Here is a 24,628-nt window from a genome sequence, read left to right on the forward strand (position 1 = left end):
TACCGTTGCGATGAAACCCGAGGCAAATCAGCTCGAACTGTTCCGCGAGGACTATCGCCTGCGCGAGCGGGTCAGCGCCAAGGCGCGTCACATCCGCATCGAGGTGCGGCCCAGCCGCGAGGTGGTGCTGGTCTATCCGCGCTGGGTGCCGCGCATCGAGGCCATCGCCTTCCTGCGCTCACGCGAGGCCTGGATACGCGCCAAGCTGGCCGAGCTGGCACAGCAGGCGCCCGAGGCGCCGCCGGCGCCGCAATGGGATGGCCGCGACGAGCTGCCGCTGCGCGGCCGCCTGCTGCCGGTGACCGTGGCGCCGGCGCGTCTGCGCCGCGCCAGCGTGCGCATCGAGGAGCAGCGCATCTGCATCTTCGCCCCCAGCGAGCACTGTGCCGAGCCGCGTCGTCTGCAGCTGGCCCTGCTCGCGGCCCTGCAGCAGCAGGCGCGACTGGATGCGCAGCGCTACCTGGACGAGGAGGCTGCGCGTCTGGGCCTGCGCTGGCGCGAGCTGCGCCTGCGCGATCCGCGCACGCTCTGGGGCAGCTGCACGCAGCAGGGGGCGATCAGTCTTTCCTGGCGGCTGGTGATGGCGCCGCCGGCGGTGTTCCGCTACGTCGTGGTGCACGAGCTGTGTCATCTGGTGCACATGAACCATTCACAGCGCTTCTGGAGCCTGGTGGCGCAGCAGATGCCCGATTACGAGGCACAGCGCAGGTGGCTCAGCGAGCAAGGTCATTTGCTTCATCGCCATTTACCTGCAAAAGCGGCTTGAGCCGGCCCGCGACTGCGGCTATCGTCAGGTAAACCAGCCAGCAGGCAATTGAGGAGATCGGCATGGGCACGCTTGAGACGGTGCGGGTACGCGACTACATGAGTGCGCGTCTGATGACCTTTGCGCCGGACATGGAAGTGATGAACGCGGTACATCAGCTGGTGTCGAGCGGCCACTCCGGCGCGCCGGTGGTGGACAAGACCGGCAAGCTGGTCGGCATGCTCTCCGAACGCGACTGCCTGAACATCGCGCTGGTCGCGGCGCAGGACACCTGTGTGGCCGGACCGGTGAGCCAGTTCATGAGCACCAACATCGAAACCGTATCGCCGGACCTGAGCATCACGCAGCTGGCGAGCCTGTTCCTCAACCGCAATTTCCGCCGCTATCCGGTGGTGGAAGACGGCAAGCTGATCGGCCAGATTTCCCGTTCCGACGTGCTGCGCGCCATCAGCCACTGCTGCTGAGCACGCTTCTTCAGGCATGAAAAAAGGCCCTCCGCATGGAGGGCCTTTTTGTTCCGCGTCGGCGCGGCTTACTGGCCGACCTTCACATTGGTGTCGACCTTGATGCCGCCGGGGCCCACGGAAGCGCCGCCCGCGCCGCTGGCGCTGACACCGCCGACGTTCACGCTCGCGCCGCTGCTGACGCCGCCGTTGCCGGCGCTGGCGCCACCGACGCCCACGGCGCCCAGCGCGCCGCCCACCGCCGACTTCGCGGCGGCGCGGCTCTTCTTGCCGGCCTGCTTGGCCGCCGCGCCCGCCTGCTGACCGGCGTTCACGGCGGCATTGCCCGCCGCCTGCGCGCCCGCCTGGGCGTTGCTCATGGCTTCATGGCCCATGTGCTGCGCCATGTCATGCGCGCCCTGCGCGCTGGCACCGGCATTGGCGCTGACGCTGGGGGGATTGACCTTGACGCTGGCGCCGGCTTCCACGCCGGCAAAGGCCGGGACGCTCAGGGCCGAGATGGCGGTAAACATCGCAACAGCGGTGAGACGATGGTTCATGTGCAAGACCTCCGATGGTTATGGGTGCTGCCTTTTTAAACTGCAGACTTGAATCAGATGTGAATCGCCGCGCCTGGTCAGGCGCTGCGGCGCAGCTGTCCGGTCTTCTTCAGATGAATGAGCAGCAAGGATACGGCGGCCGGCGTCACCCCGGAGATGCGTCCGGCCTGGGCCACCGTTTGCGGGCGATGCTGCTGCAGCTTCACGCGCACCTCGTTGGACAAGCCGGTGACCACGGCATAGTCCAGGCTCTCGGGCAGCGTGGCGTCCTCGTAGCGCTGCACGCGCGCGATCTCGGCCTGCTGACGCTCGATGTAGCCGGCGTACTTGGCCTGGATCTCCACCTGCTCGGCGACTTCGCCGTCGAGCGCGTCTTGCGCCAGCCGCAGCTCACGCAGAACCGCGTAGCTGCCTTCGGGCCGGCGCAGCAGATCCAGCGCGGAGAAGCCGCTGCTGGTCGGCGCGGCACCGAAGTGCGCGACGAACTCAGGCTGCCCCAGCTGCGCGGGCTTGAGCCACAGCGCCTCCAGGCGCGCACGCTCGGCTTCGATGGCCTCGCGCTTGCGGCCGAAGGCGTCCCAGCGCGCGTCGTTCACCAGGCCCAGCTCACGGCCGATGGCGGTGAGGCGCAGATCGGCATTGTCCTCGCGCAGCAGCAGGCGATGCTCGGCGCGCGAGGTGAACATGCGATACGGCTCGGACGTGCCGCGCGTGATCAGATCATCGACCAGCACGCCGATATAGGCCTCGTGACGCTGCGGGCACCAGGGCTCGCGCTGCTGCGCGCGGCGCGCGGCATTGATGCCGGCCAGCAGGCCCTGCGCGGCGGCCTCCTCGTAACCGGTGGTGCCATTGATCTGGCCGGCGAAGAACAGCCCGGCGATGGGCTTGGTCTCCAGGCTCAGCTTCAGATCGCGCGGATCGAAGTAGTCGTACTCGATGGCATAGCCCGGGCGCGTGATCTGTGCCTGCTCCAGGCCGCGGATCGAGCGCACGAAGCGCTGCTGGATGTCGTAGGGCAGGGAGGTGGAGATGCCGTTGGGATAGATCTCGCGGGTGTTGAGGCCTTCCGGCTCCAGGAAGATCTGGTGCGAGTTCTTGTCGGCGAAGCGGCTGATCTTGTCTTCCACGCTCGGGCAGTAGCGCGGGCCCACGCCCTCGATCTTGCCGGTGAACATCGGCGAGCGGTCGAAGCCCTCGCGGATGATGGCGTGGGTTTCTTCGTTGGTATGCGTCAGATGGCAGGGCACCTGGCGCGGATGCTCGGCGCGCGTGCCCAGAAACGAAAACACCGGCGTGGGCTCGTCGCCCGGCTGCGGCGTGAGCTGCGACCAGTCGATGCTGCGTCCGTCCAGGCGCGGCGGCGTGCCGGTCTTGAGCCGGCCCACGCGCGGATGCAGCTCGCGCAGGCGCGCGGCCAGCGGATTGCTGGGCGGATCGCCGGCGCGGCCGCCCTGGTAGTTCTCCAGGCCGACGTGAATGCGCCCGCCCAGAAAGGTGCCGGTGGTCAGCACCACGCAAGGTGCGTGGAACTTCAGGCCCAGGCGCGTGACCACGCCCTGCACGCGGCCGGCTTCGACGACGAGGTCTTCGACCTCCTGCTGGAACAGCGTGAGATTCGGCTGGTTCTCCAGGGCCTCGCGCACCACCCACTTGTAGAGCATGCGGTCGGCCTGCGCGCGCGTGGCGCGTACCGCCGGGCCCTTGCTGGCATTGAGGATGCGGAACTGGATGCCGGCGCGATCCGCGGCCTGCGCCATCAGCCCGCCCAGCGCATCGATCTCCTTGACCAGATGCCCCTTGCCGATGCCGCCGATGGCCGGGTTGCAGGACATCTGCCCCAGGGTTTCGATGGACTGCGTGATCAGCAGGGTCTTGCAGCCCATGCGCGCGGCGGCAAGACAGGCTTCGGTGCCGGCATGGCCGCCACCGATCACGATCACGTCAAACTGATGCAAATCCCGCATGGCGACTGGCTTGCGACTGACAAGGCCGGCGATTCTACGTCAGGCGCCGCAGCGCCGATATCAGAATTCCATGCGCCCGCGCAGGATGTCCCACCACATCTGCCAGTCGCCGCGCAGCGAGTACCAGGGATAGCTGAACGTGGCCGGGCGGTTGTGCTCGATGAAGAAATGGCCGATCCAGGCCATGCCATAGCCGCAGACCGGTGCCGCCAGCAGATACCAGAAGTCCCACTTGAACAGCGCGAACAACACGCAGGCCAGGGCCATGCTGCTGCCCACGAAATGCAGGCGGCGGTTGTTGGGCTGTGCGTGTTCCCCGAGGTAGAAGGGATAGAAGGCCTCGAAGGATTTGAACTGCGGGTTGGCCATGGCGACGTTGGTCATACAAGGGCTCGTGGGCAGGATCGTGCATCAGTATAGAGCGCCGCTGTGAGTCGGCACGATATGCTTGCCGATACAGGCGACTAACGGAGCGTTTTGTGGTGGATGCAGACAATACGGCGCAGCTGCCGGTGCTGGGCTGGCGGGAGTGGTTTGCCCTGCCCGAGCTCGGCATCGTGCAGATCAAGGGCAAGCTCGACAGCGGCGCGCGCTCCTCCTGCCTGCACAGCACCGCCGTCGAGCGGCTGGGCTACGCCTACCTGCGCTTTCGCCTGCCGCCGTCCGGGAAAACCGCGCGCGAGCGCTGGTGCCAGGCGCCGCTGCTGGGCTATCGCTGGGTCACGGATTCCGGCGGCCATCGCGAGCTGCGGCCCTTCATCCGTACCGCGCTGGCCGTGGCCGGCGAGCGCTGGCCCGTCGAAATCTCCCTCACCGCCCGCGAGACCATGCGTTTTCCACTGTTGATCGGCCGCAATGCCCTGGCCGGGCGCTTTCTGATTGATCCTGAGCAGAGCTACCGCTGCGGCCGCCATCGCCCATGAAAATCGCCATCCTCTCGCGTAACCGCCGCCTGTATTCCACGCGGCGCCTGATCGAGGCCGCCAAGGCGCGCGGCCACGAGGTGCAGGTCATCGATGTGCTGCGCTGCTACATGAAGATCCAGCCCGGCCAGCCGGAGATCTGGTACCGCGGCAAGCGCCTGCAGGGCTTCGATGCGGTGATTCCGCGTATCGGCGCCTCGGTCACCTTCTACGGCACGGCGGTGGTGCGGCAGTTCGAGATGCAGGGCGTGTACACGCTCAATGAATCGGTGGCCATCACCCGCGCCCGCGACAAGCTGCGCGCGCTGCAGTTGCTGTCCCGCAAGCGCGTCGGCATGCCGCTCACCGGCTTTGCCCATTCGCCGGACGATACCGAGGGCGTGATGCGCCTGGTCGGCGGCGCGCCGATGGTGATCAAGCTGATCGAGGGCACGCAGGGGCAGGGCGTGGTGCTGGCCGAGACCGAGGCGGCGGGCTCTTCGGTGATCGAAGCCTTCCGCGGCCTGGACGCCTATTTCCTGGTGCAGGATTTCATCGCCGAGGCCGGCGGCAGCGACATCCGCTGCTTCGTGGTCGGCAATCAGGTGGTGGCGTCCATGCAGCGCACCGCCTGCGCCGGCGAATTCCGCTCCAATCTGCATCGCGGCGGCACCGCCAAGCCGGTGGAGATCAGCGCCGCCGAGCGCCGTACCGCGCTGCGCGCGGCCAAGATCATGGGCCTGAACGTGGCGGGCGTGGACCTGCTGCGCACGCAGTCCGGACCGATGGTGATGGAAGTGAATTCCTCGCCGGGACTGGAGGGTATCGAAACCAGCTCCGGCATCGATATTGCGGACGCCATCATCCAGTTCGTGGAGCAGCATGCGCGGCCCGGCCGCACCGGAACCCGGGGGCGCGGATGAGGGCGCGGCAAGACTGCGGTGCGGCACAGGCAGGCGGGGAGTCGCCATGACGGCATCTGCGTTTGAAATCGGGGGGCAGCGCATCAAGCCCGGCGAGCTGCGCACCGTGGAGCTGCCGGTGGCCAAGCTCTACACGGCGGCGCCGGTGACGCTGCCGGTGCGGGTGCTGCATGGCCGCGAGCCGGGGCCGACCATGTTCGTCAGCGCCGCGCTGCATGGCGATGAAATCATCGGCGTGGAGATCATCCGCCGCCTGCTGCAGCAGCGCGGCATCAACCGTCTGCGCGGCACGCTGCTGGCGGTGCCGGTGGTCAACACCCTGGCCTTCCTGCACCAGTCGCGTTATCTGCCGGACCGCCGCGATCTCAACCGCAGCTTTCCCGGCAGCGAGCGCGGTTCGCTGGCGGCGCGGCTGGCGCATCTGTTCCTGACCCAGATCGTCGCGCGCTCGCAGTACGGCATCGATCTGCACACCGGCGCCCTGCACCGGCCCAATCTGCCGCATATCCGGGGCGACCTGGGCAGCGCCGAGGTGCGGCGCCTGGCCGAGTCCTTCGGCGTGCCGCTGCTGCTCAATTCCACGCCCACCGAAGGCACGCTGCGCCAGTACACCACCGAGCGTGGCGTGCCGGTGCTGCTCTACGAAGCCGGTGAGGCGCTGCGCTTCAACGAGCTCGCCATCCGCATCGGCGTGCGCGGTGTGCTCAATGTGCTGGCCGAGCTGGGCATGCTGCCGCCGCCCGCGCGCCAGCTGAAACTGCCCGAACCGGTGATCGCGCGCAGCAGCAGCTGGATCCGCGCGCCCAGCAGCGGCGTGCTGCGGACGCAGGTGACGCTGGGCGAGGAAGTGGTCAAGCAGCAGGTGCTGGGCATGATCAGCGACCCGCTGGGCGAGAACGAGACCCCGGTGCGGGCCAGCGCCCACGGTGTGCTGGTAGGGCGCACGGCGCTGCCGCTCGTCTATGAGGGCGACGCGCTGTTTCATGTCGCGCGCTTCGATCTGCCGGAGACCGCCGCCGGCGTGGCGCGCAACATCCGCACCGCGCGCAAGGCGCATGCGCGCCGCCAGCGCGGCAAGCCGCTGATGGCCTGAAGGTCCGCGTGGTCGCCGCTTGAAGAAAAGCTGAAGACCTTGGTCAGCAAGACTGACTGTTGCGAGCCGTCCTCAGCCACTAAGGTAGCGCACGCCGGAGCTGGCCGGCGCCAGGACGCGGCAGCGTCCCGGGCTTGCAACACCGCGGCCTTCGCAAGCTGCGCGCAAGCGGGGGCGTGGGCATCGTCTAACTGTCGGAACCAGCGCTTCGTCATATACAATTCGCGTGTTGTACCCGTGCCGGTTGCAATGATGCCCCGGCATTCAACACCCAAGACCTTATTTGAGAGGCTCGCAATGGCTCCGATCAGCGCATGGACGGCGGAATACTGGTCCCTGCTCATTTATGTCGTGGCCGTGCTGGGCATCGTGTTGGTGATGCTCGGTCTGTCCTGGGTGCTCGGCGGCCGCGACTGGGGCCGTGCCAAGAACGAACCCTTCGAATCCGGTGTCGTCGGCCAGGGCGGCGCACGGCTGCGCCTGTCGGCCAAGTTCTATCTGGTGGCGATGTTCTTCGTCATCTTCGACGTCGAAGCCCTGTTCCTCTACGCCTGGGCGGTCTCGGTGCGCGAGTCCGGCTGGGCCGGCTTCTTCGAGGCCGTGGTTTTCATTTTCATTCTCGGCGCCAGCCTGGTCTATCTGTGGAAGATCGGCGCGCTGGAGTGGGCGCCGGAAGAGCGTCTGCGCAAGGCGCGCGAGCGCCGCGCCCAGCGTGAGGCCGCAGCGGCCGCCAAGCACTGACGGGTCAAGCGCTCATCACCGACGCCAGCCCATAGCGAGCGAATCATGGAATACACACTCACCCGCATCGATCCCAACGCCAGCCGCTACCCGATGCAGACCCGGGAGCAGGTGCCCGATCCGGTTCAGCAGCAGATCGAGCGCAATGTCTTTCTCGGCAAGCTGGAAGACGTGGCGCACGGCGTGGTGAACTGGGGCCGCAAGAATTCGATCTGGCCGTTCAACTTCGGCCTGTCCTGCTGCTACGTGGAAATGGCCACGGCCTTCACGCCCACGCACGACCTCGCACGCTTCGGCGCCGAGGTGATCCGCGCCACGCCGCGCCAGGCCGACCTGATGGTGGTGGCCGGCACCTGCTTCATGAAGATGGCGCCGGTGGTGCAGCGCCTCTATGAACAGATGCTGGAACCCAAGTGGGTGATCTGCATGGGCTCCTGCGCCAATTCCGGCGGCATGTACGACATCTATTCCGTGGTGCAGGGCGTGGACAAGTTCCTGCCGGTGGACGTCTACGTGCCCGGCTGCCCGCCCCGCCCCGAGGCCTTCCTGCAGGCCCTGAACCTGCTGCAGGACGCCATCGGCAAGGAACGCCGGCCGCTGTCCTGGGTGGTGGGCGACCAGGGCGTGTACAAGGCCAATATGCCGGCGCAGCGCGACCTCAAGAGCGAGGAACGCCGCGCGCAGACTACGCTGCGCACGCCGGATCAGGTGTAAGGACGCGACATGGCAGACGACGGCAAGCAGGCGCCGGTTCCGGAGATCGTGCAGGAGCTGTTCAACCGCTTCGGCGAGAACAGCTTCACCGTGCAGCACACCCGTGACGGCATGCCCACGCTGTGGGTGGACAAGACGCGCATCGTCGAGGTGTTGCGGCATCTGAAGACCGGCGTCAGCCGGCCGTACAAGATGCTCTATGACCTGACCGCGATCGACGAGCGCCTGCGCAAGCACCGCGAAGGCCAGCCGCCGGCGGACTTCACGGTGGTCTATCAGCTGCTGTCCATCGAGCGCGACATGGCGCGCCCCTACGGCGGCGACCTGCGCCTGAAGGTGGCGCTGCAGGGCGAGTTCCCCTCGCTGCCCACCGTCACCACGGTCTACGTCAACGCCAACTGGTACGAGCGCGAAGTCTGGGATCTGTTCGGCATCGTCTTCGACGGCCACCCGAACCTGCGCCGCATCATGCTGCCGCCGCGCTTCCAGGGTCATCCGCTGCGCAAGGAACATCCGGCGCGCGCCACCGAGTTCGATCCCTTCGTGCTCGACCAGATGCGCCAGGATCTCGATCAGGAAGCGCTGCTGTTCAAGCCCGAGGAATGGGGCATGAAGCGCGGCACCGAGAACGAGGACTTCATGTTCCTCAATCTCGGCCCCAACCATCCTTCCGCGCACGGCGCCTTCCGCATCGTGCTGCAGCTCGACGGTGAAGAGATCGTCGACTGCGTGCCGGACATCGGCTACCACCATCGCGGCGCCGAGAAGATGGGCGAGCGCCAGTCCTGGCACTCCTACATCCCGTACACCGATCGCATCGACTACCTCGGCGGGGTGATGAACAACCTGCCGTACCTGATGTCGATCGAGAAGCTCGCCGGCATCAAGGTGCCGCCGCGCGCGCAGACCATCCGCATCATGATGTCGGAGTTCTTCCGCATCACCTCGCACCTGCTGTTCTACGGCACCTATGCGCAGGACGTGGGCGCGATGTCGCCGGTGTTCTACATGTTCGTGGACCGCCAGAAGGCCTACGACGTGATCGAGGCGGTGACCGGCCATCGCATGCACCCGGCCTGGTTCCGTATCGGCGGCGTGGCGCACGATCTGCCGGCGGGCTGGGACCGCTTGGTGCGTGAGTTCGTCGAGTACATGCCCAAGCGCCTGGACGAGTATCAGAAGGCGGCGCTGGAAAACAGCATCCTCATCGCGCGTACCCGCGACATCGCCGCCTACAACACCGAAGAGGCGCAGGAATGGGGCGTCACCGGTCCGGGCCTGCGCGCCACGGGTCTGGCCTATGACCTGCGCAAGGCGCGTCCGTACTGCGGTTATGAGAACTTCGATTTCGAGATTCCCGTCGCCTCGCATGGCGACGTGTATGACCGCTGCGTGGTGCGCGTCGAGGAGATGCGCCAGTCGATCCGCATCATCAAGCAGTGCCTGGAAAACATGCCGGAAGGTCCGTACAAGGCCGACCATCCGCTGACCACGCCGCCGCCCAAGGACCGCACGCTCAAGGACATCGAAACCCTGATCACGCACTTCCTGCAAGTGTCCTGGGGCCCGGTGATTCCGCACGGCGAGGCGGCGATGATGGTGGAGGCCACCAAGGGCATCAACAGCTTCTACCTGACTTCCGACGGCAGCACGATGAGCTATCGCACGCGCATCCGCACGCCGAGCTTTGCCCATCTGCAACAGATTCCCGCCGTGATTCGCGGCCACATGGTGCCCGATCTGATCGCGTACATCGCCTCGATCGACTTCGTGATGGCCGACGTGGACCGCTAAAGACATGAGCACTGCAACGAGCGACAACGTCATCAAGCTCGCCGAGCTGCTCGGTCAGTCCGGCAGCGCGAAGACGCCCTTCGTGCTTTCGGAAACCGAGAAGCACGAGATCGAACATGAGCTGACGCATTTTCCCGACGGCCGCGCCGCCAGCATCGAAGCGCTGAAGATCGTGCAGAAGCATCGCGGCTGGGTGCCCGATGAAGCGCTGGAGCCGATTGCGCAGATGATCGGCATCTCCGCCGCCGAACTGGAAGGCGTGGCCACCTTCTACTCGCTGATCTTCCGCAAGCCGGTGGGCCGGCATGTGATCAAGGTCTGCGACAGCATCACCTGCTTCGCGGTCGGCTATGAAGACATCCGCGTGGCCCTGGAAAAGCAGCTGGGCATCGCCTACGGCCAGACCACCGCCGACGGCCGCTTCACCCTGTTGCCGATCTGCTGCATCGGCGCCTGCGACAAGGCGCCGGCGATGATGATCGATGACGATCTGCACCACGACCTGACGCCGCAGAATCTGGCGAGCGTGCTGGAGGCCTACAAGTGAGCATCGCCTCTGTCGAAACCGAGCTGCAGGTCAAGCCGCTGACCGCGCGCATCAATGCCAAGCTGCCGGTGGACCTGAAGTCTTATGAGAGCACGGGCGGCTATCAAGCCCTGCGCACGACGCTCAAGGACCTGAAGCCGCAGGATGTGCAGTCGCGGGTCAAGGATTCCAATCTGCGCGGCCGTGGCGGCGCGGGTTTTCCCACCGGCATCAAATGGGGCCTGGTGCCGATGGGCCCGGACGCCGGCGCCAAGTACCTGGTCTGCAATGCCGACGAGATGGAGCCGAACACCTTCAAGGATCGGCTGCTGATGGAGGATGCGCCGCATCAGCTGATCGAAGGCATGCTGGTGGCGGGCTATGCGATCCAGGCCACCGCCGGCTACATCTTCCTGCGCGGCGAGTATGTGAAGGCCGCGCAGCGCCTGAACGCCGCACTGGCCGAAGCGCGCGCGGCGGGCCTGCTGGGCGAGAACATCCTGGGCTCGGGCTGGAGCTTCACCCTGGTGGTGCACACCGGTGCCGGCCGCTACATCTGCGGCGAGGAAACCGCACTGATCAACTCGCTGGAAGGCCGTCGCGCCAATCCGCGCGCCAAGCCGCCCTTCCCGCAGATCGCCGGTGCCTGGGGCCGTCCGACCGTCGTCAACAACGTCGAGTCGCTGTGCAATATCGCGCCCATCGTGCTGTACGGTGCCGACTGGTTCAAAGGCCTGTCGCAGGGCAAGTCCAAGGACGGCGGCACCAAGCTCTACGGCGCCAGCGGCCGCGTCAAGCGCGGCGGCATCTATGAGCTGCCCATCGGCACCAGCGCGCGCGAAATCCTCGAAGAGCATGCCGGCGGCATGCGCGAAGGCTACACGCTCAAGTGCTGGCTGCCCGGTGGCGCCTCCACCGACTTCCTGATGCCCGAGCATCTGGATCTGGCGATGGACTTCGACACCATCGGCAAGGCCGGTTCGCGCATGGGCACGGGCCTGATTCTCGCGCTCGACCAGACCCACAACATGGTGTCGATCCTGCGCAACCTGCAAGACTTCTTCGCGCGTGAATCCTGCGGCTGGTGCACGCCCTGCCGCGACGGTCTGCCCTGGGGTCTGAAGATGCTGCGCGCCCTGGAGCGCGGCGAGGGCCGCGCCGAGGACATCGAGCAGCTGCAGCGTCTCACCGTGCTGGCCGGTCCTGGCAAAACCTTCTGCGCGCATGCGCCGGGTGCCATGGAGCCGCTGCAGTCGGCGCTGAAGTTCTTCCGTTCCGAGTTTGAGGCCGGCATCAAGAAGCCGGCCCAGGCCGCATAAGGCAAACCATGGCCACGATTCATGTAGACGGCAAGCAGTACGAGGTCAACGGCGCAGACAATCTGCTCCAGGCCTGCCTGAGCCTCGGGCTCGACATCCCTTACTTCTGCTGGCATCCGGCGCTGGGCAGCGTCGGCGCCTGTCGCCAGTGCGCGGTGAAACAGTACCGCGACGAAAGCGACAAGCAGGGGCGCATCGTCATGTCCTGCATGACGCCGGCCTCCAGCGGCACCTACATCTCCATCGACGACGCCGAGTCCAAGGCTTTCCGTGAGGCCATCGTCGAATTCCTGATGACCAATCACCCGCACGACTGCCCGGTCTGCGAGGAAGGCGGTCACTGTCACCTGCAGGACATGACGGTGATGACGGCCCACCACAGCCGCCACTACCGCTTCGAGAAGCGCACGCATCTGAATCAGGATCTCGGGCCTTTCATCGGCCATGAGATGAACCGCTGCATCTCCTGCTACCGCTGCGTGCGCTACTACAAGGACTACGCCGGCGGCACCGATCTGGGCGTGTACGGCTCGGCCGCCAACGTCTATTTCGGCCGCATCGAATCCGGCACCCTGGAATCGGAATTCTCCGGCAACCTCACCGAGGTCTGCCCCACCGGTGTGTTCACCGACAAGACCCATTCCGAGCGCTACTCGCGCAAATGGGACATGCAGTTCGCGCCCAGCATCTGCGCCGGTTGCGCCGTGGGCTGCAATGTCTCGCCCGGTGAGCGCTACGGCGAAATCCGCCGCGTCGAGAACCGCTACAACGGCACCGTCAACGGCTACTTCCTGTGCGACCGCGGCCGCTTCGGCTACGGCTACACCAATCGCAAGGACCGTCCGCGTCGCGCCCTGGCGCAGGGTGCGGTCACCACGCGTGCCGATGCCGTGGCGCAGGCCGCTGCGGCGCTGAGCGGCGCGCGGGTGATCGGCATCGGTTCGCCGCGCGCTTCGGTGGAAGCCAATTACGCGCTGCGCGAGCTGGTCGGCGCCGCCAATTTCTACGACGGCCACGCCCTGCATGAAGCCGAGCTGGTGCAGCTGGCGCTGAAGATCGTGCGCGAAGGTCCGCTGCCGGCGTCCAGCATCGAGCAGATCGAAGAAGCCGATGCGGTGTTCATCCTCGGCGAAGATCCCACCGCCACCGCACCGCGCACGGCGCTGGCGATCCGCCAGGCGGCGCGCGGCAAGGGCCGCGAGCTGGGCGACGCCAAGAAGGTCTCGGAATGGCAGGTCATCGCCCTGGCCGACCTCATGCAGCGCGAGCGCTATCCGGTGTTCGTCGCCAGCGTCGAGGCCACGCGCCTGGATGATGTCGCCGCCGCCACGTACCGCGCCGCGCCGGAAAATCTCGCGCGCCTGGGCTTTGCCGTGGCGCATGCCCTGGACGCCAGCGCGCCGGCCGTGGCCGATCTGGATGCCGACACTGCGGCGCTGGCGCAGCGCATCGCGCAGACGCTGGGCAAGGCCAAGCGTCCGCTGATCGTCTCCGGCACCGCCGCCGGCAGCGAGGCCGTGCTGCGCGCCGCCGCCAACATCGCCTGGGCGCTGCGCGCCAACAATGCGCAGACCGGTCTGGCGCTGAGCCTGCCGGAAGCCAACAGCTTTGGTCTGGCCCTGCTCGACGGCCAGCCGCTGGCGCAGGCGCTGGCGAAGATCGCGGCCGGCGAGGTCGATGCCGCCGTGGTGCTGGAGAACGATCTGTATCGTCGCGCGCCCAAGGCGCAGATCGACGCGGCGCTGGGCAAGCTGAAGACCCTGATCGCCATCGATCATCAGGCCACCGACACCACGGCCCGCGCCCGCGTGCTGCTGCCGGCGGCCACGGTGTTCGAAAGCGACGGCACCTTCGTCAACTACGAGGGTCGCGCGCAGCGTCACTTCCAGGTCTTCGATCCCACTTATTACGACGCCAGCATCCAGCTGACCGAATCCTGGCGCCTGCTCGTCGAACTCGGCGGCAAGCGCTGGAACGTGGTCGATGAACTCACCCGCGCCTGCGCCGCTGCCGTGCCGGCGCTGGCCGGCATCGTCGAAGCCGCGCCCAATGCGGCGTTCCGCATCGACGGCATGAAGATCGCGCGCGAGCCGCACCGCTACTCGGGCCGCACCGCGATGCGCGCCAATCAGTCGGTGCACGAGCCGCGTCAGCCGCAGGACGCCGACACCGCGCTGGCCTTCTCCATGGAAGGCTATAACGGCGTCGGCAGTCTCGATCGTCCGGCCGCGCTCACGCCTTATGCCTGGTCGCCGGGCTGGAACTCGCCGCAGGCCTGGAACAAGTTCCAGGACGAGGTGGGCGGCAGCCTGCGCGGCGCCGAGGCCGGCAAGCTGCTGTTCGCGCCGGGCAGCACGCAGGGTTACTTCGTCAACGTGCCGGCGGCGTTCACGCCGCGCAGCGACGCTTATCGCGTGCTGGCGCTGCACTCGCATTTCGGGGAGGAGGAACTCAGCGCCCGCGCCGAGCCCATCGCCAAGCGCAGCGAGCAGGCCTATGTCGCGGTCAGCGCCGCCGATGCGCAGCGCAGCGGCCTCAAGGGCAAGCTCACGCTCAGCCTCGACGGCGTGCTCTGTCAGCTGCCGGTCCGCATCAGCAGCAGCCTGCCGGCCGGCACGGTCGGTCTGCCCGCAGGCTTCGCCGGCGTGCCCTATGTGGGCGCGGCGAGCTTTGCCACGGTCACGGGAGCCTGATGCCGATGAGCGCAATTCTCGACTGGTTCACCGCGCATCCGCAGTTCACGGCGGCGCTGATCGCCTGCGTGAAGGCCATCGTCATCCTGCTGGGGCTGATTCTCACCGCCGCCTGGATGATCTGGCTGGAGCGCCGCCTGCTGGGTCTGTGGCAGGACCGTTACGGTCCCAACCGCATCGGGCCTTTCGGTCTGGGGCAGGTGATTGCGGACATGATCAAGATCTTCTTCAAGGAAGACTGGCTGCCGCCGTTCGTGGACAAGGCCACCTTCGTCATCGCGCCGCTGATTGCGATGGCGCTGATGCTGCTCATGTTCGCGGTGATTCCGGTGGCGCCGGGCTGGGGCGTGGCGGATCTGAACCTGGGCCTGCTGCTGATGATGGCCATCGCCGGCCTGGAGGTGTACGCGGTGATGCTGGGCGGCTGGGCCAGCAACAGCAAGTATGCCCTGCTCGGCGGTCTGCGCGTGACCGCGCAGACGGTCAGCTACGAAGTGTTCATGGGTCTGTCGCTGATGGGCGTGGTGATGCAGGCCGGCAGCTTCAATCTGCGTGACATCGTCGAGGCACAGCACGGACTCTGGTACATCATTCCGCAGTTCTTCGGCTTCTGCACCTTTGCCATCGCCGGCGTGGCGGTGGTGCACCGCACGCCATTCGATCTTCCGGAAGCCGAGTCGGAACTGGCCTCGGGCTTCCACACCGAATACTCGGGCATGAAGTTCGGCATGTTCTTCGTCGGCGAGTACGTGGGCATCGTGCTGGTCTCGGCGCTGCTGGTGACGCTGTTCTTCGGCGGCTGGCGCGGCCCCTTCATCGAGGCCGTGCCGGCGCTGGCCTTCGTCTGGTTTGCCCTGAAATGCCTGTTCTTCATGTCCTTCTTCATTCTGCTGCGCGCCGCGCTGCCGCGTCCCCGCTATGACCAGCTGATGGGCTTTGGCTGGAAGGTCTGCCTGCCGCTGACCCTGATCAATCTGCTGGGAACTGCCGCCGTGCTGTTGCTGAGCGGCCCCGGAGCCTAAAGATGGGATATTTCACCGACATCGCACGTGGCACCTACACCACGCTGCGCAGCATCGTGATGATTTTTTCGCACAGCTGGCGCAAGCGTGACGTCATCCCGTATCCGGAAGTAAAGCCTTACATGCCGCCGCGCTACCGTGGCCGCATCGTGCTCACGCGCGATCCGGACGGCGAAGAGCGCTGCGTGGCCTGCAATCTCTGCGCGGTGGCCTGCCCGGTGGGCTGCATCTCGCTGCAGAAGGCGGAGAAGGCCGACGGCCGCTGGTATCCGGAATGGTTCCGCATCAATTTCTCGCGCTGCATCTTCTGCGGTCTTTGCGAGGAAGCCTGCCCGACCACCGCCATCCAGCTGACGCCGGACTACGAGATCTGCGAGTACCAGCGTCAGAGCCTGGTCTACGAAAAGGAAGACCTGCTGATCAGCGGCACCGGCAAGTATCCGGACTACAACTTCTACCGCGTCGCCGGCATGGCGATCGACGGCAAGCCCAAGGGTGCCGCCGACAACGAGTCGGCGCCGGTGGACATCAAGAGCCTGCTGCCATGAGCTTCTTCTTTTATCTCGCCGCCGCCGTGGCCGTGATCGCCACGCTGTTCGTGATCGGTGGCCGCAATCCGGTGCACGCGCTGCTGTATCTGGTGGTCTCGCTGCTCGCCGTGGCCGGCATCTTCTTCATGATGGGCGCGCCGTTTGCCGGTGCCCTGGAAGTGATCGTCTACGCCGGCGCGATCATGGTGCTGTTCGTGTTCGTGGTGATGATGCTCAACCTCGGGCAGGCCACCGTCGATCAGGAACGCCACTGGATCCAGATGCGCTACTGGGTGGGGCCGGGGCTGCTCTCGGCGATTCTGCTCGCCGGACTGCTGTTCGTACTGGGCAACGGCGGCACGCATCCGATGAGCATGACCGAGGTCAGCGCCAAGCAGGTGGGCATCCATCTGTTCGGACCTTATCTGCTGGCGGTGGAACTGGCGTCGATGCTGCTGCTGGCAGCACTGGTGGCGGCCTACCACCTCGGCAAGCACGACTAAGCGATACGCACGGGAATAGGGACGATGGAAACGACTGGGTTGGTGACAATCCCGATGGAGCACGGCCTGATTCTGGCCGCGATCCTCTTCGTGCTGGGCTTAACCGGCGTGATGGTTCGGCGCAACATCCTGTTCATGCTGATGTCGCTGGAAGTGATGATGAATGCCGCGGCACTGGCCTTCGTCACCGCCGGCGCCCGCTGGCAGCAGGCTGACGGCCAGATCATGTTCATCCTGGTGCTGACGCTGGCGGCCTCCGAGGCCTCCGTGGGTCTGGCCATTCTCATGCAGCTGTATCGGCGCTTCCACACCCTGGACGTCGATGCCGCATCCGAACTGAAAGGGTGAGGGCGCAATGAAAGCAAAGCTTTCATTGCGCCCGAACGCACGGCCAGGGATGGCCGGGCCGGGGCTCGAGTTGCCGGCGAAGGTCGCGCCACGGATGGCCGCAACAATGAATTGGGAAAGCCACCAATGAAAGCAAAGCTTTCATTGCGCCCGAACGCACGGCCAGGGATGGCCGGGCCGGGGCTTGAGTTGCCGGCGAAGGTCGCGCCACGGACGGCTACACATACGAATAGGGAAGCCCACTGATGCATCTCCTCTTTCTCGTCTTCCTGCTGCCGCTGCTCGGCTTCGTCACCCTGGCCCTGGGCCGCACGCGCATCTCCGAGAACGGCGGTGCGGTGATTGGCGTCGGCAGTGTCGGTCTGGCCGCCGCGATCACCGGCTTCATCGCCACGCAGTTCTATCAGCTGCCGGCCGGTGAGTCCTATACCCAGGTGCTGTGGACCTGGATGAACGTCGATGGCTTTGTGCCGCGCTTTGCCCTGCGCCTGGATCAGCTGTCGATGCTGATGATGTGCGTGATCACGGGCGTGGGCTTCTTCATCCACCTGTTCGCGTCCTGGTACATGCGCGGCGACGAGGCCTATACCCGCTTCTTCGCCTACATGAATCTGTTCGTGGCCAGCATGCTGTTCCTGGTGCTGGGCGACAACCTGCTGTTCCTGTACTTCGGCTGGGAAGGCGTGGGTCTGGCCTCCTATCTGCTGATCGGCTTCTGGTATCAGGACGCCGCCAACGGCGCGGCCGCGCGCAAGGCCTTCGTGGTCACCCGCGTTGGCGACACTTTCATGGCCATCGGCCTGTTCATTCTCTTCCATGCCCTGGGCACGCTGGAGATCCAGGAGATCCTCCGGCTGGCGCCGCAGCACTGGCAGGCCGGTGATCCGCAGCTGACGGCGGCGGCGCTGCTGCTGCTGGGCGGCGCGGTGGGCAAGTCGGCACAGCTGCCGCTGCAGACCTGGCTGCCGGATGCCATGGCCGGTCCCACCCCGGTCTCGGCGCTGATTCACGCCGCCACCATGGTCACCGCCGGTGTGTACCTGATCGCGCGCACGCATGTGCTGTTCGAACTCTCGCCGCTGGCGATGTCGGCGGTGGGCTGGACCGGCGGTGTGACGCTGCTGATGGCGGGCTTCATTGCGCTGACGCAGAGCGACATCAAGAAGATTCTCGCCTACTCGACCATGTCGCAGATCGGCTACATGTTCCTGGCGCTGGGCGCGGGCGCTTACCAGCCGGCGGTGTTCCATCTGATGACGCACGCCTTCTTCAAGGCGCTGCTGTTCCTCTCGGCCGGTTCGGTGATTCTGGCCTGCCATCACGAGCAGGACATCTTCAAGATGGGCGGTCTGCGCAAGCAGATTCCCTTCACCTTCTGGGTGTTCCTGATCGGCTCGCTGGGTCTGGTGGCCTTCCCGCTGACCTCGGGTTTCTTCTCCAAGGACCAGATCCTGTTCCAGGCCTGGGCCTATGGCCACCAGCATCTGTACTGGATGGGGCTGGCCGGCGCCTTCATGACCGGTCTGTACACCTTCCGCCTGATCTTCATCGCCTTCTTCGGCCCCACGCAGTTTGAAAGGACGGGGCACGGCCATGAGATTCACAAGCCGCACGGTGCCGATCACGGCCTGCCGCTGGCGGTGCTGGCGGTGGCGGCGCTGCTGGGCGGCTTCATCCACATCCCGCTGGACAGCGTGCTGCCGCAGCCGGCCATCGGCGAGGCGCAGGAACACGCCGAGCATGCGCTGGCCCTGCGTTCGGTGCTGGTGTCCTTTGCCGGCATCGCCCTGGCCTGGTTCTTCTTCCTGAAGAATCGCGGCCTGGCCGAGGCGATCAAGACCAGCGGCGTGGGCAATCTGCTGTTCCGCTGGTGGCGCGCCGCCTTCGGCTTCGACTGGCTCTACGACAAGCTGTTCGTGAAGCCGTATCTGTTCATTGTCCACATCAACCGTCATGACGTGGCCGACCAGCTGATCGGTCTGCTGCCGCAACTCACCATGGGCGCCAATACCGAACTCGCCGGCACGCAGAACGGCCGCCTGCGCTGGTACGCCGCAGCCACCGCTGCGGGCGCCATCCTCGTCATCGCCGCCGTGATCGTCCTATGATTCTGCTCTGGCTGATTCTGATTCCTTTCATCGGCGGCCTGCTGAGCTGGCAGGGCGAGCGCTTCGTCGGTCGCGGCTTCCCGCGCTGGGTGGCGCTGCTGACCATGCTCTTCGCGCTGGGCATCTCGGTCTGGCTCTGGGTGGTCGGCGACTACTCGCTGCCGGCGGTGGGCGGCAAGCCGCAGTGGACCATCGAATACCAGGCGAGCTGGATTCCGCGCTTCGGCATCTCCCTGCATCTGGCGATGGACGGCCTGGCGCTGCTGCTGGTGGTGCTGACCAATCTGCTGGGCGTGATGGCGGTGGCCTGCTCCTGGCGTGAAATCGAACGCAACGTCGGCTTCTTCCATCTGAACCTGCTGTGGAACCTGGGCGGCGTGGTCGGCGTGTTCCTCACGCTGGACCTGTTCCTGTTCTTCTTCCTCTGGGAAATGATGCTGGTGCCGATGTACTTCCTGATCGCGCTCTGGGGCCATAACGCCCCGGGCGGCAAGGGACGCATCTACGCGGCCACCAAGTTCTTCATCTTCACCCAGGCCTCGGGCCTGATCATGCTGCTGGCGATTCTGGGTCTGGTGTTCGTGCACTACCAGCAGACCGGGCACTTCAGCTTCGACTACATGGACCTGCTGGGCATGTCCATGGCGCCTTCGGTGGAAATGCTGCTGATGCTGGGCTTCTTCATCGCCTTCGCGGTGAAGACGCCGATGGTGCCTTTCCATTCCTGGCTGCCGGACGCGCACTCGCAGGCGCCCACCGCCGGCTCGGTGGATCTGGCCGGCATCCTGCTCAAGACCGCTGCCTTCGGCATGCTGCGCTTCGCGCTGCCGCTGTTTCCCAATGCCTCGCATGCCTTTGCGCCGGTGGCGATGGGCTTCGGCGTGCTGGGCATCATCTACGGCGCGTTCATGTGCTTCTCGCAGAACGACATCAAGCGCCTGGTCGCCTATTCCTCGGTGAGCCACATGGGCTTCGTGCTGGTCGGCGTGTACGCCGGCACCCAGCAGGCGCTGCAGGGTGTGGTGGTGCAGATGCTGGCGCATGGCCTTTCGGCCGGCGCGCTGTTCATCCTCTGCGGTGAAATCTACGAACGCATCCACACCCGCGAGCTGAGCCAGATGGGCGGCCTGTGGGCGCGCTTTCCGTATCTGCCGCCGATCGCCATGTTCTTCGCTGCCGCCTCGCTCGGTCTGCCGGGCATGGGCAATTTCGTCGGCGAATTCCTGATTCTGCTCGGCAGCTGGAACATCGCGCCGCTGACCACGGCGCTGGCCGCCACGGGCCTGGTGATGGGCGCGGTCTACACCCTGATTCTGGTGCAGCGCGCCTTCCACGGCGCTCCGGCCGCCGGTGCGCCGCCGCTCAAGGATCTGGGCCGGCGTGAGCTGGCGATGATGGGCGTGCTCATGCTGCTGCTGCTGGGCCTGGGCGTTTATCCGCAAACCGTGCTCAACACTTCCGCCTCCGCCATGCATCAGGTGCACACGATCTACAGTGCCGCGGCCGCCACCGGAGTGGCGCCATGAGCTTCAGCAATACGCAATGGCTGGCGCTCTCGCCCTTCCTGCTGCTGTCGGCGGCCATCGTCGCCCTGATGCTGTCCATCGCCTTCAAGCGTCGCCACGACGGCAACGCGACCATGGCGGTGATCGGCCTGAACTGCACCCTGGTGCTGATTCTGGTGCTCTTGCTGATCAGCAAGGGGCGCGTGGAGCTGACCCCGCTGCTGGTAGTGGACAACTACGCCCTGTTCTACGGGGCCATCATCCTGATGACCACGCTGGCCACCGCCACGCTCTCGCACGCCTATCTGGACGGCTTCAAGGGCGAGCGTGAGGAGATGTATCTGCTGCTGGCGATTTCCGCGCTGGGCGGTCTGGTGCTGGCCTGCGCGCAGCACTTCGCCTCCTTGTTCATCGGCCTGGAAATCCTCAGCGTGCCGCTGTACGCGATGATCGCCTACCCGGTGAAGAAGCGGCACTCGCTGGAAGGCGGCGTGAAATATCTGGTGCTCTCGGCAGTGGCCTCGGCCTTCATGCTGTTCGGCATCGCGCTGCTCTACTCGCAGGTGGGCAGCATGGGGTTTGCTGAAGTCGGCGCCTTCTTTGCGGCGCATGACTTCGAGCTGATCAGCAACCGCGTCGCCCTGCTGGGTGGCGCGCTGCTGCTGATCGCCATTGCCTTCAAGCTCTCGCTGGTGCCCTTCCATCTCTGGACGCCGGACGTCTACGAAGGCGCGCCCGCGCCGGTCACCAGCTATCTGGCCACGGCCTCCAAGACCGCGGTGTTCGCGGTGCTGCTGCGCTACTTCGTGGAAGCCGGCGGCTATCACCAGACCGCGCTGATCGAGGTGCTGGCGGTTCTGGCCTTCGTCTCGATTCTGGTCGGCAACGTGCTGGCGGTGCGCCAGAACAACGTCAAGCGCATGATGGCCTACTCCTCCATCGCGCACTTCGGTTACTGCATGGTGGCCCTGGTGGCCGGCGGCCCGCTGGCGGTGGAGGCGGTGGGTGCATACCTGCTGTCCTATGTCATCACCACCCTGGGCGCCTTCGGTGTGCTGACGCTCACCTCCAGCCCCATGGGCGACCGCGACGCCGATCTCAACTACGACTATCGCGGCCTGTTCTGGCGCCGGCCGTATCTGGCTTCGATCATGACCGCGATGCTGCTCTCGCTGGCGGGCATTCCCGCCACCGCCGGCTTCATCGGCAAGTTCTATGTGATTGCCGCCGGTCTGGACGCCAAGCTGTGGTGGCTGCTGGGCGCCGTGGTGGTGGGCAGCGCCATCGGCCTGTACTACTACCTGCGCCTACTGATTGCCATGTTCCTGCTCGACCCGGCGCGCCATCGCTTCAGTGCGGCGCTGGACTGGGCGCAGCATGTGGGCGGCATCATGGTGCTGCTGCTGACCCTGGCCATGATGGGCATGGGTCTGTTCCCGCAGCCCTTCATCGATCTGATCCGCCACGCCGCGCTGCAGCCCGGTTGATCCCGGTCATGAAAACCACCGGCCGCCTAGTGCGGCCGGTGGTTTTCGCATACCCTGAGTCCAAGATGCGGACAAAGAGCCGCAGTAACAGGGATACGCGTGCATGGCCGCTTCTGCAGTGATGGAAACCTTGCGTCGCCTCGGGCGGATACGCTCGCGGGATGAGCTGTATCAGCGCATCGTCACCCCCGACATCGAGCATGCCATCGAGCGCATGCCCAAGCCGGTTGGCAGCTTTGGTTACGATGCCTGGGGTTACAACGAGGATGCCGCCAAGATCGGCCTGGGCCTGATCCGCTGGCTCTACGAAAAATACTTCCGGGTCACCGCGCATGGCCTGGAGCACATTCCGGCGCAGGGCCGGGTGCTGGTGATTGCCAATCACTCCGGGCAGCTGCCCATGGACGGCCTGCTGATCGGTTATGCCATGGCCACCAATCCCAATGGCCCGCGTGCGCCGCGCGCCATGGTCGAACGCTTCTTTCCCACGGTGCCCTGGCTGGGCAGCATGCTCACCGGCATCGGCGCGGTGATCGGTGATCCGCTCAACTGCACCAAGATGCTGGAGCAGGACGAGGCGGTGATCGTGTTTCCCGAGGGCGTGCGCGGCTCGGGCAAGCTCTACAAGCAGCGCTATCAGCTGCAGCGCTTCGGCAACGGCTTTTTGCACATGGCGATGAACTGCCATGCGCCCATCGTGCCGGTGGGGGTGGTGGGCTGCGAGGAGACCATGCCTTCGCTGGCCAATATCGCGCCGCTGGCCAAGCTGCTGGGCATTCCCTACGTGCCCTTGGGTCCGCTGCTGCCGCTGCCGGCGCGCGTGTATCTGAATTTCGGCGAGCCGATCATCTTCGACAGTGCGCCCTGCAGCGAGGAAGAGGTCACGGAGCGCGTGGAGCGGGTCAAGACCGCGATCCGGGAGCTGATTGATCGCGGGCTCAATGAGCGGACGAGCGTGTTTTGATGCTGCGGTCTGCGTGCTCTGATCGTGGTCTGAGCCTGCCCTGTTCCCGGTTTCGTGCGCCTTCAGCGCCTGCTGCTCCCGAGCCGCCCCACGATTGCCCCGCCGGCCATCGGCGCCATTGGCGCAAGATCAAAGGCCAGCCAGTAAAAACATAGCCAGCACCCACCATGCCCCACACCCGCAAAACCGTCCTCGTCACCGGCGCCGCCGGCTCGCTGGCCAAGCGCGTCATCGCGCGCCTGCATGGCAAGTATCAGGTGGTGGCGGTGGACTTCCGCCGCAAGGTCGAGACCGACGCGGATATCCAGTCCTACAAGGTCGCCACGCACAAGCGTGGTTTCGAGGATGTGTTCCGCAAGCACAAGATCGACGCGGTGCTGCACCTGGGCCGCATCTTCGCGCATGAGGATGACCGCATGCGCCGCTACAACGCCAATGTGCTGGGCAGTCGCCGCCTGTTCGAGCTCTGCCGCAAATACAAGGTGGGGCAGGTGCTGGTGCACTCCACCTACTTCGTCTACGGCGCCTCGGCCTACAACCCTGCGCTGCTCGACGAGGACGCGCCGCTCAAGGCCAGCGAGCTGACCCAGGACCTGGTGGATTCGGTGGAGCTGGAAAACCTTGCCCAGATCTACCTCTGGAAGGCGCCGGAGCTGCATATCACCATCCTGCGCCCCTGCAATGTGCTGGGCCCGGGCGTGCGCAACACGATGTCGCTGCTGCTGTCACGGCCGCTGGTGCCGGTGCTGCTGGGCTTCTCGCCGCTGATGCAGTTCCTGCACGTGGACGACATGGCCGATGCCATCGTGCTGGCCTTCGAGCAGAACAAGCCGGGCATCTACAACGTGGCGCCGGAAGACTATGTGACCTATCAGGTGGCGGTGGAGCAGTGCGGCTGCCGCAAGCTGCCGGTGCCTTCGATTCCGCCGCTGCTGCCGAAGATGATCAGCGGCCTGCTCAACTGGAATGCCTTCTTCCCGCCGTACCTGATCAATTACTTCAAGTATCCGGTGATCATCGACGGCCGCCTGTTCCGCGACACCTTCGGCTTCAAGCCCAAGCGCAATCTGAACGACATCTTCAGTTACTACCGCAAGCACAAGCTGCTCAACGCCAGTGCCCCGGCGCTGCGATAGCCGGGCTCTGCCCAGGCCATCGAAAAGATTCATTTCCCATTTGGCGACCCGCGGCTAGACTGCCGACTCACTCGCAGCGGAAGAGACCTCATGGCCAAGAGCAAGGACAAGACGCTGAAGATCGATATCGGCATCGGCAAGGATGAGCGCAAGGCGATTGCGGAAGGCTTGTCGCGCCTGCTGGCCGATGAGTACACCCTGTATCTGAAGACCCACAACTTCCACTGGAACGTCACGGGTCCGATGTTCAACACCCTGCACCTGATGTTCGAAACGCACTACACCGAAGCGGCGCTGGCCGTGGACCTGGTGGCCGAGCGCATCCGCGCCCTGGGCTTTCCGGCGCCCGGCACCTACCAGCAGTACGCGGCGCTGTCCTCCATCGAAGAGACCGAGGGGGTGCCGGAGGCCATGGCGATGGTGCGCCTGCTGGTGAAGGGACATGAGGCCTGCGCGCGTACCGCGCGCAGTGTGTTTCCGGTGGCGGAAGCCGCGCACGATGAGCCCAGCTGCGATCTGCTGACGCAGCGGCTGCAGCTGCACGAAAAAACCGCCTGGATGCTGCGTTCGCTGCTCGAATAAGG

The 24,628-nt window shown here is 65.8% G+C and carries 24 protein-coding genes; 21 read left to right on the forward strand and 3 right to left on the reverse strand.

Features of this window, described 5'->3' with window-relative positions:
* Positions 1-10: 10 nt before the first annotated feature.
* Together BMY12_RS15265 and BMY12_RS15270 are read left to right on the forward strand one after the other, a co-directional pair.
* Complete coding sequence (locus BMY12_RS15265; RefSeq protein ID WP_093288091.1) at positions 11-766, forward strand: M48 family metallopeptidase; 756 nt, start codon at positions 11-13, stop codon at positions 764-766.
* Between the two features lie 62 nt (positions 767-828).
* Positions 829-1,230 (forward strand): CBS domain-containing protein, encoded by a 402-nt coding sequence (locus tag BMY12_RS15270; protein WP_093288093.1) that lies wholly within the window; start codon positions 829-831, stop codon positions 1,228-1,230.
* Between the two features lie 68 nt (positions 1,231-1,298).
* On the opposite strand, the gene BMY12_RS15275 is transcribed toward BMY12_RS15270, so the two are convergent.
* The 3 genes from BMY12_RS15275 to BMY12_RS15285 form a co-directional block, all read right to left on the reverse strand.
* Complete coding sequence (locus BMY12_RS15275; RefSeq protein WP_143068974.1) at positions 1,299-1,769, reverse strand: hypothetical protein; 471 nt, start codon at positions 1,767-1,769, stop codon at positions 1,299-1,301.
* 77 nt (positions 1,770-1,846) lie between these two features.
* On the reverse strand, positions 1,847-3,736 hold the full coding sequence (gene mnmG / locus BMY12_RS15280) for a tRNA uridine-5-carboxymethylaminomethyl(34) synthesis enzyme MnmG (protein ID WP_093288100.1): 1,890 nt from the start codon (positions 3,734-3,736) through the stop codon (positions 1,847-1,849).
* A gap of 60 nt (positions 3,737-3,796) precedes the next feature.
* The gene (locus BMY12_RS15285) at positions 3,797-4,120 is read right to left on the reverse strand and encodes an Mpo1-like protein (protein WP_245732552.1); all 324 of its coding nucleotides are present in this window, start codon (positions 4,118-4,120) and stop codon (positions 3,797-3,799) included.
* 98 nt (positions 4,121-4,218) lie between these two features.
* Between BMY12_RS15285 and BMY12_RS15290 the strand changes: the two genes are divergently transcribed.
* From BMY12_RS15290 to BMY12_RS15380, 19 genes are all read left to right on the forward strand, one after another.
* Positions 4,219-4,659 carry an ATP-dependent zinc protease family protein gene (locus BMY12_RS15290; RefSeq protein ID WP_093288102.1) on the forward strand — a complete coding sequence of 147 codons (441 nt, stop codon included), beginning with the start codon at positions 4,219-4,221 and terminating at the stop codon, positions 4,657-4,659.
* Complete coding sequence (rimK, locus tag BMY12_RS15295; protein WP_093288104.1) at positions 4,656-5,561, forward strand: 30S ribosomal protein S6--L-glutamate ligase; 906 nt, start codon at positions 4,656-4,658, stop codon at positions 5,559-5,561. Before BMY12_RS15290 ends, rimK begins: the two co-directional genes overlap by 4 nt.
* A gap of 46 nt (positions 5,562-5,607) precedes the next feature.
* On the forward strand, positions 5,608-6,654 hold the full coding sequence (locus tag BMY12_RS15300) for a succinylglutamate desuccinylase/aspartoacylase family protein (protein WP_093288106.1): 1,047 nt from the start codon (positions 5,608-5,610) through the stop codon (positions 6,652-6,654).
* 378 nt (positions 6,655-7,032) lie between these two features.
* On the forward strand, positions 7,033-7,395 hold the full coding sequence (gene ndhC / locus BMY12_RS15305; protein ID WP_436278868.1) for an NADH-quinone oxidoreductase subunit A: 363 nt from the start codon (positions 7,033-7,035) through the stop codon (positions 7,393-7,395).
* A gap of 45 nt (positions 7,396-7,440) precedes the next feature.
* A complete protein-coding gene (locus BMY12_RS15310; RefSeq protein ID WP_093288111.1) occupies positions 7,441-8,109 on the forward strand; it encodes a NuoB/complex I 20 kDa subunit family protein in 669 nt (222 codons plus the stop codon).
* Positions 8,110-8,118: 9 nt separating this feature from the next.
* On the forward strand, positions 8,119-9,903 hold the full coding sequence (gene nuoC / locus BMY12_RS15315) for an NADH-quinone oxidoreductase subunit C/D (RefSeq protein WP_093288113.1): 1,785 nt from the start codon (positions 8,119-8,121) through the stop codon (positions 9,901-9,903).
* Positions 9,904-9,907: 4 nt separating this feature from the next.
* Positions 9,908-10,450 (forward strand): NADH-quinone oxidoreductase subunit NuoE, encoded by a 543-nt coding sequence (nuoE, locus tag BMY12_RS15320; protein WP_093288116.1) that lies wholly within the window; start codon positions 9,908-9,910, stop codon positions 10,448-10,450.
* Positions 10,451-10,452: 2 nt separating this feature from the next.
* A complete protein-coding gene (gene nuoF / locus BMY12_RS15325; protein WP_093288325.1) occupies positions 10,453-11,748 on the forward strand; it encodes an NADH-quinone oxidoreductase subunit NuoF in 1,296 nt (431 codons plus the stop codon).
* An 8-nt stretch (positions 11,749-11,756) separates the two neighbouring features.
* Positions 11,757-14,441: an NADH-quinone oxidoreductase subunit NuoG gene (nuoG, locus tag BMY12_RS15330; RefSeq protein WP_093288119.1), complete on the forward strand. Its 2,685-nt coding sequence runs from the start codon at positions 11,757-11,759 to the stop codon at positions 14,439-14,441.
* Between the two features lie 5 nt (positions 14,442-14,446).
* Positions 14,447-15,463, forward strand: a complete 1,017-nt coding sequence (nuoH, locus tag BMY12_RS15335) for an NADH-quinone oxidoreductase subunit NuoH (RefSeq protein WP_093288328.1) — start codon at positions 14,447-14,449, stop codon at positions 15,461-15,463.
* Positions 15,464-15,465: 2 nt separating this feature from the next.
* The gene (nuoI, locus tag BMY12_RS15340; RefSeq protein ID WP_093288121.1) at positions 15,466-16,011 is read left to right on the forward strand and encodes an NADH-quinone oxidoreductase subunit NuoI; all 546 of its coding nucleotides are present in this window, start codon (positions 15,466-15,468) and stop codon (positions 16,009-16,011) included.
* Positions 16,008-16,496 (forward strand): NADH-quinone oxidoreductase subunit J, encoded by a 489-nt coding sequence (nuoJ, locus tag BMY12_RS15345; protein WP_093288124.1) that lies wholly within the window; start codon positions 16,008-16,010, stop codon positions 16,494-16,496. Before nuoI ends, nuoJ begins: the two co-directional genes overlap by 4 nt.
* A 39-nt stretch (positions 16,497-16,535) precedes the next feature.
* Positions 16,536-16,844, forward strand: a complete 309-nt coding sequence (gene nuoK, locus BMY12_RS15350) for an NADH-quinone oxidoreductase subunit NuoK (protein ID WP_093288127.1) — start codon at positions 16,536-16,538, stop codon at positions 16,842-16,844.
* Positions 16,845-17,089: 245 nt separating this feature from the next.
* A complete protein-coding gene (gene nuoL, locus BMY12_RS15355) occupies positions 17,090-18,952 on the forward strand; it encodes an NADH-quinone oxidoreductase subunit L (RefSeq protein ID WP_093288130.1) in 1,863 nt (620 codons plus the stop codon).
* On the forward strand, positions 18,949-20,478 hold the full coding sequence (nuoM, locus tag BMY12_RS15360) for an NADH-quinone oxidoreductase subunit M (RefSeq protein WP_093288132.1): 1,530 nt from the start codon (positions 18,949-18,951) through the stop codon (positions 20,476-20,478). Before nuoL ends, nuoM begins: the two co-directional genes overlap by 4 nt.
* Positions 20,475-21,944, forward strand: a complete 1,470-nt coding sequence (gene nuoN, locus BMY12_RS15365) for an NADH-quinone oxidoreductase subunit NuoN (protein ID WP_093288135.1) — start codon at positions 20,475-20,477, stop codon at positions 21,942-21,944. The genes nuoM and nuoN overlap by 4 nt, the downstream gene beginning before the upstream one ends.
* Before the next feature lie 121 nt (positions 21,945-22,065).
* Positions 22,066-22,908 carry a lysophospholipid acyltransferase family protein gene (locus tag BMY12_RS15370; RefSeq protein WP_093288137.1) on the forward strand — a complete coding sequence of 281 codons (843 nt, stop codon included), beginning with the start codon at positions 22,066-22,068 and terminating at the stop codon, positions 22,906-22,908.
* A 167-nt stretch (positions 22,909-23,075) separates the two neighbouring features.
* Positions 23,076-24,044, forward strand: coding sequence for an SDR family oxidoreductase (locus BMY12_RS15375; RefSeq protein WP_093288140.1), 969 nt, complete (start codon positions 23,076-23,078; stop codon positions 24,042-24,044).
* 90 nt (positions 24,045-24,134) lie between these two features.
* Positions 24,135-24,626: a Dps family protein gene (locus BMY12_RS15380; RefSeq protein ID WP_093288142.1), complete on the forward strand. Its 492-nt coding sequence runs from the start codon at positions 24,135-24,137 to the stop codon at positions 24,624-24,626.
* The last annotated feature ends 2 nt before the right edge of the window (positions 24,627-24,628 follow it).

The sequence above is a fragment of the Solimonas aquatica genome, assembly GCF_900111015.1.
In the GTDB taxonomy this organism is placed as follows: domain Bacteria; phylum Pseudomonadota; class Gammaproteobacteria; order Nevskiales; family Nevskiaceae; genus Solimonas; species Solimonas aquatica.

Coding starts and splice junctions, on each gene's coding strand:
- BMY12_RS15265 (WP_093288091.1), top strand. CDS start 11: ATGAAACCCGAGGCAAATCAGCTCGAACTGTTCCGCGAGGACTATCGC.
- BMY12_RS15270 (WP_093288093.1), top strand. CDS start 829: ATGGGCACGCTTGAGACGGTGCGGGTACGCGACTACATGAGTGCGCGT.
- BMY12_RS15275 (WP_143068974.1), bottom strand. CDS start 1,769: ATGAACCATCGTCTCACCGCTGTTGCGATGTTTACCGCCATCTCGGCC.
- mnmG (WP_093288100.1), bottom strand. CDS start 3,736: ATGCGGGATTTGCATCAGTTTGACGTGATCGTGATCGGTGGCGGCCAT.
- BMY12_RS15285 (WP_245732552.1), bottom strand. CDS start 4,120: ATGACCAACGTCGCCATGGCCAACCCGCAGTTCAAATCCTTCGAGGCC.
- rimK (WP_093288104.1), top strand. CDS start 4,656: ATGAAAATCGCCATCCTCTCGCGTAACCGCCGCCTGTATTCCACGCGG.
- BMY12_RS15300 (WP_093288106.1), top strand. CDS start 5,608: ATGACGGCATCTGCGTTTGAAATCGGGGGGCAGCGCATCAAGCCCGGC.
- ndhC (WP_436278868.1), top strand. CDS start 7,033: ATGCTCGGTCTGTCCTGGGTGCTCGGCGGCCGCGACTGGGGCCGTGCC.
- BMY12_RS15310 (WP_093288111.1), top strand. CDS start 7,441: ATGGAATACACACTCACCCGCATCGATCCCAACGCCAGCCGCTACCCG.
- nuoC (WP_093288113.1), top strand. CDS start 8,119: ATGGCAGACGACGGCAAGCAGGCGCCGGTTCCGGAGATCGTGCAGGAG.
- nuoE (WP_093288116.1), top strand. CDS start 9,908: ATGAGCACTGCAACGAGCGACAACGTCATCAAGCTCGCCGAGCTGCTC.
- nuoG (WP_093288119.1), top strand. CDS start 11,757: ATGGCCACGATTCATGTAGACGGCAAGCAGTACGAGGTCAACGGCGCA.
- nuoH (WP_093288328.1), top strand. CDS start 14,447: ATGAGCGCAATTCTCGACTGGTTCACCGCGCATCCGCAGTTCACGGCG.
- nuoI (WP_093288121.1), top strand. CDS start 15,466: ATGGGATATTTCACCGACATCGCACGTGGCACCTACACCACGCTGCGC.
- nuoJ (WP_093288124.1), top strand. CDS start 16,008: ATGAGCTTCTTCTTTTATCTCGCCGCCGCCGTGGCCGTGATCGCCACG.
- nuoL (WP_093288130.1), top strand. CDS start 17,090: ATGCATCTCCTCTTTCTCGTCTTCCTGCTGCCGCTGCTCGGCTTCGTC.
- nuoM (WP_093288132.1), top strand. CDS start 18,949: ATGATTCTGCTCTGGCTGATTCTGATTCCTTTCATCGGCGGCCTGCTG.
- nuoN (WP_093288135.1), top strand. CDS start 20,475: ATGAGCTTCAGCAATACGCAATGGCTGGCGCTCTCGCCCTTCCTGCTG.
- BMY12_RS15370 (WP_093288137.1), top strand. CDS start 22,066: ATGGAAACCTTGCGTCGCCTCGGGCGGATACGCTCGCGGGATGAGCTG.
- BMY12_RS15375 (WP_093288140.1), top strand. CDS start 23,076: ATGCCCCACACCCGCAAAACCGTCCTCGTCACCGGCGCCGCCGGCTCG.
- BMY12_RS15380 (WP_093288142.1), top strand. CDS start 24,135: ATGGCCAAGAGCAAGGACAAGACGCTGAAGATCGATATCGGCATCGGC.